General features: G+C 43.6%; 10 protein-coding genes and 1 riboswitch. Of the genes, 1 reads left to right on the forward strand and 9 read right to left on the reverse strand.

Annotation, left to right across the window (positions count from 1 at the left end):
• Position 1: 1 nt before the first annotated feature.
• The 3 genes from DQN48_RS07330 to argJ all read right to left on the reverse strand — a co-directional run bounded on the left by DQN48_RS07330 (position 2) and on the right by argJ (position 6,279).
• The gene (locus DQN48_RS07330; protein ID WP_013023716.1) at positions 2-2,326 is read right to left on the reverse strand and encodes a tetratricopeptide repeat protein; all 2,325 of its coding nucleotides are present in this window, start codon (positions 2,324-2,326) and stop codon (positions 2-4) included.
• A gap of 268 nt (positions 2,327-2,594) precedes the next feature.
• Positions 2,595-4,700, reverse strand: a complete 2,106-nt coding sequence (locus DQN48_RS07335) for a TonB-dependent receptor (RefSeq protein WP_013023717.1) — start codon at positions 4,698-4,700, stop codon at positions 2,595-2,597.
• A gap of 45 nt (positions 4,701-4,745) precedes the next feature.
• A riboswitch (TPP riboswitch) is annotated at positions 4,746-4,849 on the reverse strand.
• A gap of 221 nt (positions 4,850-5,070) precedes the next feature.
• The gene (gene argJ, locus DQN48_RS07345; protein WP_013023719.1) at positions 5,071-6,279 is read right to left on the reverse strand and encodes a bifunctional glutamate N-acetyltransferase/amino-acid acetyltransferase ArgJ; all 1,209 of its coding nucleotides are present in this window, start codon (positions 6,277-6,279) and stop codon (positions 5,071-5,073) included.
• A gap of 266 nt (positions 6,280-6,545) precedes the next feature.
• Here argJ and DQN48_RS07350 point away from each other — a divergent pair, with 266 nt between their 5' ends.
• On the forward strand, positions 6,546-8,954 hold the full coding sequence (locus tag DQN48_RS07350) for a hypothetical protein (protein WP_013023720.1): 2,409 nt from the start codon (positions 6,546-6,548) through the stop codon (positions 8,952-8,954).
• A 585-nt stretch (positions 8,955-9,539) separates the two neighbouring features.
• Here DQN48_RS07350 and DQN48_RS07355 read toward each other — a convergent pair.
• From DQN48_RS07355 to DQN48_RS07380, 6 genes are read right to left on the reverse strand one after another with little or no spacing between them, the layout of a single operon-like run.
• On the reverse strand, positions 9,540-10,310 hold the full coding sequence (locus DQN48_RS07355; protein WP_041913415.1) for an enoyl-ACP reductase: 771 nt from the start codon (positions 10,308-10,310) through the stop codon (positions 9,540-9,542).
• A gap of 20 nt (positions 10,311-10,330) precedes the next feature.
• Positions 10,331-11,221 (reverse strand): 4-hydroxy-tetrahydrodipicolinate synthase, encoded by an 891-nt coding sequence (dapA, locus tag DQN48_RS07360; protein ID WP_013023722.1) that lies wholly within the window; start codon positions 11,219-11,221, stop codon positions 10,331-10,333.
• Complete coding sequence (locus DQN48_RS07365; RefSeq protein WP_013023723.1) at positions 11,221-12,528, reverse strand: M16 family metallopeptidase; 1,308 nt, start codon at positions 12,526-12,528, stop codon at positions 11,221-11,223. The genes dapA and DQN48_RS07365 overlap by 1 nt, the downstream gene beginning before the upstream one ends.
• Positions 12,525-13,577 carry a quinone-dependent dihydroorotate dehydrogenase gene (locus tag DQN48_RS07370; protein ID WP_407646387.1) on the reverse strand — a complete coding sequence of 351 codons (1,053 nt, stop codon included), beginning with the start codon at positions 13,575-13,577 and terminating at the stop codon, positions 12,525-12,527. The genes DQN48_RS07365 and DQN48_RS07370 overlap by 4 nt, the downstream gene beginning before the upstream one ends.
• On the reverse strand, positions 13,577-14,119 hold the full coding sequence (locus DQN48_RS07375; RefSeq protein ID WP_013023725.1) for a gamma carbonic anhydrase family protein: 543 nt from the start codon (positions 14,117-14,119) through the stop codon (positions 13,577-13,579). The genes DQN48_RS07370 and DQN48_RS07375 overlap by 1 nt, the downstream gene beginning before the upstream one ends.
• Positions 14,104-14,523, reverse strand: coding sequence for a DUF411 domain-containing protein (locus tag DQN48_RS07380; protein WP_158303481.1), 420 nt, complete (start codon positions 14,521-14,523; stop codon positions 14,104-14,106). Before DQN48_RS07380 ends, DQN48_RS07375 begins: the two co-directional genes overlap by 16 nt.

Here is a 14,523-nt window from a genome sequence, read left to right on the forward strand (position 1 = left end):
GTTACTCCTTTAATAAATCTTTGCTTTGAGCGCATAATGTCTTCCACGAGCTCTGCTCAGCAATATCTGTGCATTGCTTAAGCGTGGCGCTGGCTTGTTTTTTCTTTCCTTGCTTGATCTCTAGATCTGCTTTGATATAGAGCGCTCTTTGTTTGTTTGGGTCTGATAATTTCTGCGCGATCAATTTGGTGGCCACTTCATAGGCCCTGGCATTGTCTCCACCTTGCTTGAGGGCATCAATGAGCATAAAATCCACAAAGGGTGAGTAATCGCTAGAATGCAGGGATTTTTGCAAATCATAGAGCTTGGTGGCATAGACAAGCTTGGCGGAATTAATGATGTCTTTTTGATTTAGCAATGCAAAATAAACAGAGAGCATTCTTGGATCGTTGGGGAAATTTTGCTCAAGACTTCCATAGATATTCGTGGCTTCAGGGAGATTGGAGAGTGCGAGTGCATCAAAGAGTGTAAATAAAATATCCTCATATTGCTTTGCATTCTCTGCCCTGGCAATTGCTAGCACATCCCTGCTTGCCAGAATACTATCTTGATATTTTCCGAGTTTGTAGAGATTTTTGGCATAGCGATAGAGCCAGGGGAGATAGTCCTTGCTGTTTTTGTCTTGGATTTGGGATTTGGCTAGCAAATTTGCTTTAGCGTTGAGATTGAGCTCATACAAACAATCAAAAGTCTTAAGCTTGTCTTTTATCTCAGAAAAATCAGAAATTTCTCCCAAATATTGCGCTGCAATGGCGCAGCGATTTTCCTGCATGTCTTGGTTGATAAGCGCGCTCAAAGCGGAATTATAGGGCCCTTTGTCTTGCTTTAAGAGATCCTTCATTGCAAGCACAGCTAGATAGTCTTTTTCTTTTAGTAGGAGCTCTGCTTTGAGATGTGCGGCTTTTTTTGCCTCTGGGGTGGAGGGATATTTTTGTAAAATCACATCATAGCGATCGAGTTTTTCTTTAGCACTTCCACTAAGCTCAAAGAGCAAATTATCATCCCTGCGCTGCACTTCCTTTGCACCAACCAATCCATCATATTCCTTGAGATAGGCCAGATTTGCGACATGAGCGCGATCAAACTGCCCTGCCCCCTCATACAACTCACCTAGCAAAAACAACACTTTTTCATAATTGGCCTCTTGCTTATTGATGTGGTCCACAAAATATTGCGCGATTTTTGCAGCAATATCATCCATTTTGTGCTCTTTTAATACGCCTAGGAGATTGAGTGTCTGATCTTGATGCTCTGTAAAATACTTGGGATTGGCATGAAAACTCTTTTCAAAAAGATCTCTGGCATTTGCTAGGGAATTGCTTTGGATCTCAAATAACGCCCATTCCATGGCGATGTCCACAGCATCATTGAGATTTTTTGCCTCCTGATAGGCCTGGGAATAATACAGACGCGCAAGTCCGACATTTGAGCCTCCTGCAAACATGTTGGCAATCTTTATTTTAGAAAGCGCGGCAAATCGATTGCCTGGATATTCATCAATAATGCGGCGATAATAATAATTGGATTCACTAGGAAAGCGCAGGCGCGCATAGCTATTAGCTACCAGATACAGCATCTCAGGCACACTGGTGTCTGAGGAATAATTCTTTAGCCAAGCATTGGCATAATCAATGGCGCTATCATAGCGCTTGAGGTGATAGAGCGCCTTGATTTGAAAAAACAAAAAATCCTTTGCAAAAAGTGTTTTTGGATATTTTTTGAATGCATTGGCGATGTTATTTAATGCAGCGCGATAACTTTGAGAATCAACCAAATCCTTGACCTTGAGATATTCCGCATAATCTGCGCCAAGGTTGGTGTTCATAGGATTCTTGTCCACGCCAATTTCACCAACAAAGGGGTATTTTTGGCGAGAAAGGGAGATCGGGAAATTGATGCCTAGAGGTTTTTTCTCACTCAAAAACGGCAGCTTTTTTTCATATCCCACAATCTGCCAGGTACGCGAGAATTTATCGCGCCTTTGGACAAAAAAGCCGCTATCTTGGATGTCATCAGGGATGAAAAGCAGCCTTTGGTGCTTCTTGCTTTTGATGATAAGATGGAATTTTTGATCTACCATCTCATAGGAAACCTCAAAAAAATTCGTATCAAAGGGTAGGAATCCAGCCTCTGGTGTTTCTTTGATGATGCACTCAATGATATCAGAAGAATAATCCTCTCGCGATAGGGTCTGGCAGGCAAAGGGCTTGGCATGAGTGAGAGTGATGATGGAAAAGGGGGAATTTTGCTCCCTGCCATAAGTGATGTCCACTTTCAGCGCATGCGCCCACACCATCAAAAAGAAAAAGCAAGCAATCTTCCTCATTCCCAAAACCCCATTTGAATTTCGCTAGAATACCATAAAAACGCAAAAACATCCACGCCAATGGCTGCTCCCAGCCCCTGTGCATGCCCTGCTTTTGACGGGATTTTGAGTGGAGGGGAGCTGATGTTTAGGATGCGAGGATTTTGCTGCTTAATGAGTTTTAGCTAGCTCGCGCAAGTTCCCTGCCTTTTGCTACCCTCTGCTTTTTGCCACTCAATTTTTCCCACCCCCTCCCTAGATTTCTCACTCTAGGTTTTTAGCATAAGCTTTAATAGCGATAGATCACCTTCCCACCAAAGTTGATAGGATTGCCAATAGAATAGGCATTGCCTTTTGCATTATGGATTGCATGAGTGATATAACGCGCATTGGTGAGATTTTGTCCAAAGATCATGAAAGTATAGCGCTTCCTAAAATTGTAAATCAAAGAGAGCTCTAGCAGCACAAAGGGTTTTTGATACAGTGCACTAGAGCGCGTAAAGTCTTTGATATAGTAGCCTGTAGAAAAATGCAATAGGGAAGTGAGCTTGAGATTGTGATTTGGGATTTTGAAAAAGTAGATATCTGTCCCGGTGTTTAGAGAAAACAGGGGCGAGAATTTGGGGCGCAGCCCTGAGATATTATAATGCCCTGTGACCCCCAGTATCGTGATGGTGCCGATGTTTTTTCCTCCTTTGGCAAATCGTGATTCTCCCAGATTGAAGCTCGCAAACAAATCAAAATAATCCCCCTGGTATTTGAGTGTAAAATCCACGCCATAGGCATAGGCATTACCGATGTTTTTGATACTTTTGTAATACCCATTGCCAGCATATGCCTGTGTGTCTGTCCGAAAAATGCCATAGAATGCGGTTTTTACCTGCAGCCTATTGCTAAGTGCATGAGTCTTATTCCCTAGCTCTGCGCTATAAATATTTTCTGAACCATAGGGGATGGTGTCAGTATCTGCAAAAGGAAACTTTGCAAAACCCCCCGGCTTTGTGGAGGTGGAGAGCTGGAGATAAAAGCTGCTTTGTTTTGAAAAATGCCAAAACAAAGAAAGCCTAGGATTTACTGTGTTGAAAGTCTTGGCATTTGTATAGGGGGCGATGTCAGTGACTGGAGGATTTTTTGAGACGATTCTATTATGAAAAAGCTGGTAGCGCACCCCTGCGTGCAGTGAAAAAGCACCAAAGGGGAAGGATGCATTGCCAAAAATCGCAAAAGTATTAAGCCGCTCTGCTGCATCCCAATTCCCGCTATAACCAATTGGTTCTGTAGGGACATTCACCATGCCATTGTCTGTGAGGAGATTTTTGTAATAAATCCCAAACAAAGTCTCCTGCCCACCTTTGTAGGTGGTGTGTAGCCTCGCCTCGCCGATGAATTGGGCATTGTTGTAGTAATAGCCATCTTTTTTTTCATTTTGCACATAAATTCCAGGATATTCATTTGCAAGGGTGTCCACCTTTTGATAGGCCCCCACAACACTAAGCGTAGAGCTTTTGGTGAAGTATTCCATCTTGAGACTCGCATTCTGGGCATCTAGATTCATGAAGGGAGTTTTATTCAAAATCCTATCCTGCACGCCATCAGAAAATTCCTGCCAAGTAATGCCTTGATTATTGGGAAGTGTTAGACTCTTGATTTGAGACTGAGTGAAAAAAAAATCCTTGCGCGTAAAGGTGTGATAATAACTATAATTTGCATTCAATAGCAGGCTTTCTATAGGCTGATAATAGAGGCTTGTGCCTGCAATGAGGGATTGCCCTGGGTTTAGCATTTTTTTGGTCACGGGGTCTTTGATAAAGCCATTGTCATAGATGTAGCGAAAATTTCCCTTGCCCCAAAGCTTGTCCTTAATAAGCTCTCTGCCCATTTGTAGATTAATGCCCTGCTGCAGACGCGAGCCCTGCAAAGATGCAAGGGCATAGGGTTTTTTCATAGGGTTTTTGGAAGTGATAGAAATGATGCCAAGTGGTGCATTTTCTCCATAAAGTAGCCCCTCGCTTCCATTAATAAGCTCGATATTCTCTACATCCCCCAGGGTTTGGATAAGAAAGCTTGGGCTCTGAGGAATGCCATCTACATAGAGCCCGAGAATGGAGGAATAATAATCCGGACTAGAAACCCCACGATAAGAAATCATAGGGAAGGTATCTGCGCCTCGGGAATAGATGTGGAGATTGGGGAAAATTCGCCCCAATTGCTCCGTGGTTTTGATGGTGTATTTTATGAGTTCTTTTCCGGTGACTTTTGAGCTAGAGCGCTCTTTTTCTACTTTACTTTCATTTCCTGCTTCTGAGGTGGTCTGTATGCGCTCTAGGCTCGCCTCCTGCGAAAAAAGTGGAGTAAGAAACAATGGCGGTAAAAATATTTTTGTGAGATTTTTCATGATTTGTTCCTTATGATGAAAATAATGAACAAATGAAGGGGGTGTTTGAGTGGGTTTAAGTATTCCCGACGCTGGCATTATCCAGATCCGGTGCGGTCTAAGCTATGAGCTTACTCTCAACCTATTCATAGGCTCCCGTCACTTGTAGGCACTCATTATAACAAAAATCCCCCTGCGCGCTCAAAAAATTTCAAAATTCTAGCTGCTATGGGAAATCTCACACACCTGCGTGGAAACTCGCAAAATTTATGCGCTTTATCAAAATTGGATGCTTGCAAGGAAGATTGCTTGCTTGTGGAGGGGGAACTCAAGAGAAAATAAAAAACACCATGCAAAGATGCAAAAAATTCACACAAAAAGCCCTCTTGTGCTAGCTCCTATAATCTGCATTAATCTTGACATACTCATAACCCAAATCACAGCCATAAGCAAGATAACTCCCCTCTCCCATGCCCAGATCACATTCAATCAAAAAGCTCTCCTGCTGCATTTTTTTGCCAGCCCTTGCCTCGGTTTCTTTGTCAAAATAAATCTCTCCGCAATCATACACCAGCACGCCGCCAATACGGATTTTTAGCAGATTCGCATCGCATTTCACACCACTAGCTCCAATAGTAGAGGCGATACGCCCCCAATTAGGATCCCCACCAAAGATCGCAGTTTTTACAAGCAAGGAATTACTCAGAGCCTTGGCAGCGCGCTCTGCTTCTGCATCACTCCATGCAGAATTTATCTTGAATCCCACAAGCTTAGTAGAGCCCTCGCCATCGCGCACAATGTCCTTGGCTAGCTTTTCTAGCGCCATGACCAAAACTTCTTCAAAAATCTCCTCTTGCACCTCCACATCCTCACTGCAAAAGAGCATCACGCTATCATTGGTGCTCATATCTCCATCCACGCTGATTGTATTGAAGGTTTTTTTCACGGCCCTCTCTAACAGACTTTGAGCATTGTTTAGCCTTGCATCTGTGGTGATGTAGCAAAGCATTGTGGCCATGGAGGGCTGAATCATCCCCGCACCCTTTGCCATTGCTCCAATGCGAAATTTCTTACCCAAAGAATCGATTACTTCAAAAGCGATTTCTTTTGCATAGCGATCGGTGGTCATAATCGCGGTTGCCGCACGCTCATGTCCAGATTCATCGCGCTTCTCCAAATAGATTTGGTCAAAACTAGAGAGAATTTTTTCTTTTGGCAGGTGATAGCCAATCACGCCCGTGGAAGACATGATGGGATTTTGGATCTGGGGGAATTTTTTTTGCAATGCAGAGAGAATCTCATACACATCCTCTAGCCCTCTTTTCCCCGTCATCGCATTGGCATTTTTGGTATTGATAAGGACAAAATTACTCTTTTTGCCCGACACATTTTCCAAAAAATGCAAAATAGGCGCGGCTTTGAAGGCATTTTGAGTAAAAAGCGCGTACACACAGCAGGGAATTTGCATGTAGATATAGCCAACATCTAGGGCTGCCCTGCCCTCTTTATCCAGCTTCCCAAGCCCTGCGCAATACCCATCTGCAAGGAATCCTCTTGGCGCGCACACCCCCCCTTTGATGGGGAAAATCTTGTATTCCATTCCTTTCCTTTGTGATTTTGTCGATTCTATCACATATCCTTTTGCTTTTTGAGATTTTTTCAATACAATTAGGCTTTATCTGATGCGATAGCTATGCCCACGCTGCGCGAGAAATCCTGCGCACACCTTGGAATGAAAGATGCTTGCATTCCCAGAAATTTCAAAAATCCCAGCCAGGGATTGTGGGCAGGTTGAGCATGCACTAATTTTGAATCAACACAGGCTGCCACAGAGGCCTTGGCTTGAGAGTGAACAAGGGGGTGAATTTGAAAAGAATCTTGGTGTTTTTAGCGTTCTTGGCCCAAGCGCTTGCAGATGCCTATGGGGAAGGCTATAGCGATGGATTTAGCGATGGCTACAATACCCTGCTCTACAAAGAAGAAACACCCTTACTCAAAAAAAGAGGTCAACCCCCTGCCTATCAAGAGGGGTATGAACAAGGCTATAAAGAAGGGTTCAACCAGCCAAATCCCAATGCAGATACCTCCTTTGTCCTAGATCCCAAAGAAGAAGCAAGAGCAAAAGCAGAGCGTGAGAAAAAAGAGCAGGAAAAAAGAGCGAGGGCAGAGCGAAACAGAAAAGAAGCACAAAAGGCAGAGCGTGAGCGAAGACGCCAAGAAGAAATACTAGAACGTGAGCGCAAGAAGCAAGAGGAAAAGGAGCGCTTAGAGGCCCAGAGGCTGGAGGCGCTGCACAGAAAGGAAGAAGAAAAGGAGCGCTTAGAGCGAGAAAAGAGAGAACGCCAACGAAAAAAAGAGATCGAGCAGGCAAGGAAGCAAAGGGATGCGATCGCGCGCAGACAGCAAGAAGAAGAGGCTGAGAGAGCACATCTTGAGGAGCTAAACAGGATTAAGAAGCAGACAGAGGAAAATGCCAAAAGAGCCAGGGATACTGCTGCGCTCAATGCAAAGAGCGCAAATGCCCTCAATGCAGGCCGTCCAAGTGGAGTGCAGCAAGATAGAATCAAGGGCGTGAATGTGAATTTTTCTAATGGCACTGGGGTGAGAAATGGCAACCCACAAAATGCCAATGGCTTTGGTAACACCAGATCACCCAATCCCCCTGGGACAAATGGTAATCTCTATGCCAGTGCTTCTTTGAGTGGAAACGCAGCCAGGAATCCATCAAACAGTCTTGGTCAAAACCCCACGCTTTCTGCCAACAAAATCCCATTAAATCCATTAAACACCAACAAAAGAGGCACCTCTTTCCAACAAGCACAAAGAGGCATAGGCCCCTCCTACCTGCGGGGCGGGCTGGATGGAGATTTTGGATTGATTATAAACTCTGATGCCATCAGTTATCAGGAGGGCTATCGCGATGGATTTGAGGATGGTAGCAAAACCACCTACCAAAATGCCTATCGCCAGGGCTATCAAGAGGGCTATCAGGATGCGGGGCAGAAGATCTTCAAAGAAGCCTATTATCTTGGCTATCAGAAGGCATTGCAGGAATTTGCTAGAAAAAACAAAGCCTTTATCGCACAAAGAAGAAATTACGCCAATCAAAATCCCCAAAATTATCCTCAAGATTACCCGCAAAACCAGAACTACCCACAGAATTATCCACAAGGCCAAAATTCAAATTATGGCAATCAAAACTACACGCGGAATTCTCAAAATTATCCCCAAAATTCTCCAAACTACCCACAGAATTATCCACAAGGCCAAAACCCAAATTATGGACAAAGCCCAAATTATGACAATCAAAACTATCCACAGAATCCCCAAAACTACACCAATCGCAGAGAAGAGAGGATTAATCATGATCAAGCCCTAGATGAAGAGAAAAGATATCAAGCACAAATGGAAAAAAGGGCATATGACTCTGGGGATGAGGGGGCAAAGCAAGCCCTAGATGAAGAGAAAAGATATCAAGCACAAGCAGAGAAAGAGCGCAAAGAAGCAGAAATGAGCGAGAAAGAGCGCAAGAAGCAAGAGGAAAAGGAGCGCAAGCAAGCAGAGAAGGCCGCAAAAGAGGCAAAGAAGCTAGCCCAAAAAGCAGAGAAAGAGCGCAAGAAGCAAGAGGAAAAGGAGCGCAAGCAAGCAGAGAAGGCCGCAAAAGAGGCAAAGAAGCTAGCCCAAAAAGCAGAGAAAGAGCGCAAGAAGCAAACACAGAGATCCAATCAGGATTCCAAAGAAAGCACCTTTGGCAAGCAGGGTATTCTCTTTAGTGTGGGTGGTGGTGGCGCACTCATCTCCATGCCAAAAACGCAGCCAAACCTGCGCTACTCCTTCAATGTCAATCTCGCCATAGGTGGCTATTATCGCTTCCATAAATATTTTGGGTTGCAGTATTATTATGCATTTGATGGAGGTTTTTTCCAATCTCGCGCCACTCCAAAGATTCAGAATCTCTATGCGGCCAATACCCTCAATCTAGATGCGATTTTTCCCGTGTATGATGCGCCCCTTTTGCAGATGGAATTCATCGCTGGAATGGGTGTGGGTGTCAATACTGGCGCGATTTTCCTCAATGGCAATCAGATTAAGCAGTTTTATCAGCTTGATGTGCGCGCAAATCTCGCATTCCGCATGATGTTCTACCATCGCTTTGGCTTTGAGATCATCTCCCATGCCCCACTCCTGCCCATCAAAAACACCTACCATGGCATACCCACCAACTTCACCCCCTATGATGTGGGCATCAACTTCGTCTATATGCACAATTTCTAAAAGAAGCGGGGTAAAGTTCCTGCAACCACCTTAGGTGGTTTTTGCAAAGAATTGCCAATCGAATTAAAAAGATTCGAATTAAAAAAATTAACTCTTTTTGAAAAAATAGCGCGCAATGCGCGGGCCGGAGAGAAAGGGATATAGCTCTTCTGCTATTGGGTAGAGCCATGTGTTAGCACATGCTATGGGGTGCGCACAAGCGTAGGGGTAACACATTAGGCGTGTAAACGCGCTAGGATGCGAGCTTGCTCATTCAAGCCCCCCTCTTATAAAAGAAAAAACTCCCCGCAGGGAAAGGATAGTAAAAGCCTCCCGCGCAGGCAGTGTGGCGTTTTCACTCCCTACTTTTTAAATAACTTGCCATGACTCCCTAGCCTTACTAAGTGCAGATTGCTTGTTTTTATTTGATAGATTAAAAGCAATTTCTTGTCTTATGTGACATTCTCTAGAACCTGCATAATTGACTTTTAATGCGTGGGTCTCTGTTTTTTGTCTAAGGGCTCTTGTGCAGATCTGGTTTATAACGCTTAAAAGAGCTTGTTTAGGCGCCAAGCTCTGCGTGCTCATACTTTAGCATGGAGGAAATTATTGAAACGTAGTGCCACCATCAATGACAATAGTTTGTCCTGTGAGCCAGCCGCTTTGGCTTTGATCGCAGAGGAAGAGCGCTGCACCTGCCAGATCCTCTGGATTGCCCATCCTTTTGAGGGGGGATTGCTCCTCTACTTTGGCTCGCACCTCTGCATAATCAGGAAATGCCCTCAGTGCGTCGGTGTCAATAGGTCCACCACTTATGGCATTGACGCGAATGCCAAAGGCGCCAAGCTCTGTTGCGGCATACTTTACCATGGTTTCTACGGCATTTTTGGAGTTGCCATGCCCTGCGTAATTGGGCATATAGACAAGATTGCCCGTAGAGGAGAGAGACAAAATAGCCCCTCCGCCTACTTCCTTCATGCGCTTGGCTGCTTCTTGCGCGCCTACGACAAATGCCAAAACCGTGGCAGTGTAGATATTGCAAAGCCCCTTTGGCTTGAGTCTCATAAAGGGTGCAAATCCCCCCACTACATTTCTACCATAAATGATGGCATTGGAAATAAAAAAATCCACCCTAGGAAAATCCTCATCAATGCGCTTAAAAAGCTCAATATAAAGCTCTGGCTCCAAGACATTGAGGGCATAATATTTTGCTTTGATTCCGTATTTTTCTTCTACATCAAGAGCGATTTTATGCGCTTCTTCCTGGTTTTTGTTGTAGGTAAAGGCGATATTTACCCCAGCCTTGGCAAAGCGATACAAAATGGCCTTGCCAATGCCCCTAGTGGCCCCACTGATGACCAAAGTCTTTCCCTTCATGTTTTCTTTGCTTGCGTTCATTATTTTAACACCTCGTATTTTTGTAAAGTTTTTTCAAGGAGCTTCATGTTTTCCTTGCTTGGCGCCAGGAGTGGCAATCTGTATTCCAATGTATCAATGAGCCCAGAGAGATACAAGCATGCTTTGATGGGAATGGGATTGCTCTCACAAAACAAAACTCTATTGAGAACATATAGCTCATTGTTTATGGCTTTTGAGTCTGACATTCTACCACAAAGTGCAGTTTTTACAAGTTGCACAATCTTATCAGGAAGAAGATTCCCCGTCACAGAAATCACACCCCTACCCCCATTTGCAAGAATGGGATAATTGATAGAATCCTCCCCGCTAAAAATTGCCAAACCCTCTGCATAAGTATTGAGCTCGATGATGGTATTCATCGATCCGTTGGCCTCTTTGATGGCAAAAATATTTTTTACATCATTAAAAAGGGAAATAGCAGTGGCAGTCTCGATTTCCACGCCCGTCCTACTTGGGACATTATAGAGCATCAATGGGATTTCTACACTATTTGCCACGGCTTTGTAATGTTCATACAATCCTCTTTGCGTGGGCTTATTGTAATAGGGAGTGACGCAGAGGATGGCATCTGCGCCACATTTTTGGGCAAATTGTGCAAGCTCTATAGCCTCGTGAGTGGCATTACTCCCCGCACCTGCTAGCACTTTCACACCTGTATTTTTACAAGTCTCTACAGCAATCTCTATACACTGCTTATGTTCATTATGGCTAAGTGTAGCAGACTCTCCTGTAGTGCCCACAGGCACACAGGCCTGCATGCCATATTTGATCTGGCGCTTAATGAGCTCTATATAGCTTGATTCATCAATTTTGTTGTGTTTGAATGGAGTAATGAGAGCACTCATTGCGCCATCAAGACAAAAGCTCATTACTTCTCCTTTACTTGGGGTTTTAGGATCACGCTTGTGGATTTCTCAAGCACCAGATACTTTTTTGCCACCTCAACAATGTCTTGAATGTCAAGATTTTGAAAATTTTCTTCATAGTTCAAAAGAGGACGGATATCCCCTCGTGCAAAATAACTTCCAAATAAATCCGCCACACTAGAGGCATCCTCTAATCCATAAAGAAATTCCGCCTTCATGTTGATTTTTAGTTTTTGCAGTTCTTCTTGTGTGATTTTTCCCTCTTTGATTTGATTAATGATCTTAAAAATTTCTTGTTTGATTTGCTCTGCACTTATATTTTGATTTGCTGCGGCAATAAACATAAAAACCCCCTCATCCACCATGTCCATATTGTATCCATAGATTTGATTGACAAGCTTTTTTTTGTCTACGAGCTCTTGATAGAGCAGGCTACTTTTTCCATTGCTAAGCAGACTTGAGAGTGCGCTTAGGGCAACCTGGTCTTTGTGCGCAAAATTAGGGATCTTAAATCCAAAGGCCAGCCATTCAATTTGCGTATCCTTATGAACAATGATATTTCTTTGTCCATCTTGAATGGGCTCTTTGCTAAAAACCACGGGGATTTTGCCTTTGTTTTTGATGAGCCCAAAATGCTCTCCTGCCTTTTGAAAAACCTCTTTGGGTTCAATGTCTCCACTTACCAAAACAATGGCATTTTGTGGCTGGTAGTAGGTCTTGTGAAAAGTTCGAATATCTTTGATTTTCCAGTGCAAAATATCATCCATAAACCCAATGGGCGTCCAGTGATAGGGATGATAGGTAAATGCTGTATTGAAAAATCGAAAATACAAATACCCCGTAGGGGAGTTGTCCGTCCTCCAGCGACGCTCTTCTGCTACGACATCGCGCTCAGGTAAAAACTCTTCTTTCTTGAGGGAGAGGTTTTGCATGAGCTCTGCAAAGAGTCCCAGCGTCTTATCGAGATTTTGCGCGCTGGATTTTACAAAATAATGCGTATAATCAAATCCTGTAGAGGCATTGGTGATGCCACCAAACTTTTTGACAATTTCATCAAATTCTCCGGCTTTGAGATTCTTGCTAGATTTGAAATTGAGATGCTCTAGCATGTGCGCGATCCCACTTTTCCCCATAAATTCATTGCGTGAGCCTACTTTGTAAAAGATGCTTGTTTGGATTACATTGCTTTGATTGTGCATGGGAATGACTACAATTTGCAATCCATTTTCCAGCACCTTGCTTTCATATTTTGGTAAGTTGCTTGCTATACTCATTGCCATAACTCCTAAAAAAAATAAAAGTTTTTTCATAAATCTACACCTATTGCTTCATTGATATGCTCAAATCCATCTTGTTTTAGAAATTGCACAAGCCCTCCATTAATGCTCTTGCAAATGCCCGGGCCCTCATAAATTAGGCCTGTAAGGATTTGCACCAGGCTGGCACCCTGACGGATTCTCTTGTATGCTTCTTTGGCATCACTAATGCCCCCTACAGAGATTAAAATAGTCTTTTTGAAAAAATGCTCTGCCAAGACTTTGAAAACCTCTGCGCTTTTTTCTTTGAGCGCCTGCCCACTAATGCCCCCAATCTCTTTGGGATGGCACACCAAACTATAATCAATCGTGGTATTTGTAGCGATAATTCCACTTGCTTGATGATCGATTGCCCTCTGGCATACTGCGAGCATGGAATCTGTATCCATGTCCGGAGAAATCTTGAGAAATAGGGGCTTTCTTGTGAGGCTTCTAGCCATAGCAAAGAGCTCAGAGACAAAGCTCTCATTTTGCAAATCTCTGAGATTTGGGGTGTTGGGAGAGGAGAGATTAAACACATAATAATCCCCCAAATCCAAAAATTCTTTTAACACGGCTTCATAATCTTTGAGGGCATCTTTTTGCTCGATATGTTTATTTTTGCCAAGATTAATTCCCAGCGGGATACAAAAGGGGAAGGATCTTTGTAAGCGATTTTTAATCTTTTGTGCACCATCATTATTAAATCCCATTGCATTTTGGATGCTCTTTTCCTCAACATGACGGAATAAGCGAGGCCTAGGGTTGCCCTCTTGTGGCCTTTGGGTAATGGTACCCAACTCCAAAAACCCAAATCCCAGCGCACTTAAACCCTCAAGCATGGAGGCATTTTTGTCAAATCCTGCAGCAAGACCAATGGGATTGTCAAAAATAAGACCACAAACAGTGTTTTGCAACATGCTGTGGGAATCATGAAACTGGCGTAATAAAAAATCCTGCACCAAGGGCTTATTGGCAATGTGGGAGAGGAATTTCTCTGCATACTTATGCGCATTTTCCGCATCACATTTGAAGATCAGATTGCGGAATGTCTGGTAGCTTATCATTCTTTTCCCTGGATTAGTTTGTAGCTTTGTGCAAGCTCCACATAATGCCTAGAGCTCTCTGCTATGGAGAGGATTTCCTGGTCGCTTAGCTCTCGTATAAATTTTGCGGGATTCCCCATGATGAGAGATTTTGGTGGGAATTTTTTGCCCTTGGTAACCAAAGAACCCGCACCAACAATGGAATGCGCGCCAATATGCGCATCATCCATGATAATACTCCCCATGCCAACAATGACAAAATCCTCGATAGTGCAACCATGGATGATGCAATTATGACCAATGGTGACATCTTCTCCGATCTTGACATAGCCCCTGCCCTCACTATCAGGATAGCCCACATGGATGGTAGTGAGATCTTGGATGTTGCTTCTTTGGCCAATCTGTATGTAGTGGACATCCCCGCGCAACACACTGCCAAACCAAATGCTGCAATCCTTTTGAATCTCCACCTGGCCAATAATATGCACTCCATTAAAAACATAGGTCTGAGGATGGAGAATGGGGGTGTGAGAATGATGAGGGATTAATGTTTGCTCCATAAGATTATGCTCCCATCTTTTTTGATTGCGTAAGTAACAAAATGTTGATGCAGATCCCCCTGCTCCATGCCCGGGCTACCGATGGGCATATTTGGCACAGATAATCCTGCGATGTCCTTGGGTCTTTCTTGCAGTAGGCGCTTGATATCTTGAGCAGGAATATGCCCTTCCAAAAAATATCCCTCCACCATGCCTGTATGACAGCTTCGCATTTCTCTGGGAATCTTGTATTTGTCTTTGTATTCTTGAACTCTTGGTGTTTTACTCTCTTCTACATCAAATCCATTTTGCCCAAGATATGCACTCCATTTTCCACAACATCCACAGTTAGAATCCTCATACACAGTGACGTGAGATTGCGCAAACAATGCGCCAAACATAAGCCCAAGGCATATTTTTTTCAT

It is taken from the genome of Helicobacter mustelae (assembly GCF_900476215.1).
GTDB lineage: Bacteria > Campylobacterota > Campylobacteria > Campylobacterales > Helicobacteraceae > Helicobacter_H > Helicobacter_H mustelae.

What these genes read in the sequence shown, in the direction of transcription:
- argJ (WP_013023719.1), bottom strand. Translation starts at nt 6,279, where the DNA reads ATGGAATACAAGATTTTCCCCATCAAAGGGGGGGTGTGCGCGCCAAGA.
- DQN48_RS07365 (WP_013023723.1), bottom strand. Translation starts at nt 12,528, where the DNA reads ATGAAAAAACTTTTATTTTTTTTAGGAGTTATGGCAATGAGTATAGCA.
- DQN48_RS07355 (WP_041913415.1), bottom strand. Translation starts at nt 10,310, where the DNA reads ATGAAGGGAAAGACTTTGGTCATCAGTGGGGCCACTAGGGGCATTGGC.
- DQN48_RS07380 (WP_158303481.1), bottom strand. Translation starts at nt 14,523, where the DNA reads ATGAAAAAAATATGCCTTGGGCTTATGTTTGGCGCATTGTTTGCGCAA.
- DQN48_RS07375 (WP_013023725.1), bottom strand. Translation starts at nt 14,119, where the DNA reads ATGGAGCAAACATTAATCCCTCATCATTCTCACACCCCCATTCTCCAT.
- DQN48_RS07335 (WP_013023717.1), bottom strand. Translation starts at nt 4,700, where the DNA reads ATGAAAAATCTCACAAAAATATTTTTACCGCCATTGTTTCTTACTCCA.
- dapA (WP_013023722.1), bottom strand. Translation starts at nt 11,221, where the DNA reads ATGAGCTTTTGTCTTGATGGCGCAATGAGTGCTCTCATTACTCCATTC.
- DQN48_RS07330 (WP_013023716.1), bottom strand. Translation starts at nt 2,326, where the DNA reads ATGAGGAAGATTGCTTGCTTTTTCTTTTTGATGGTGTGGGCGCATGCG.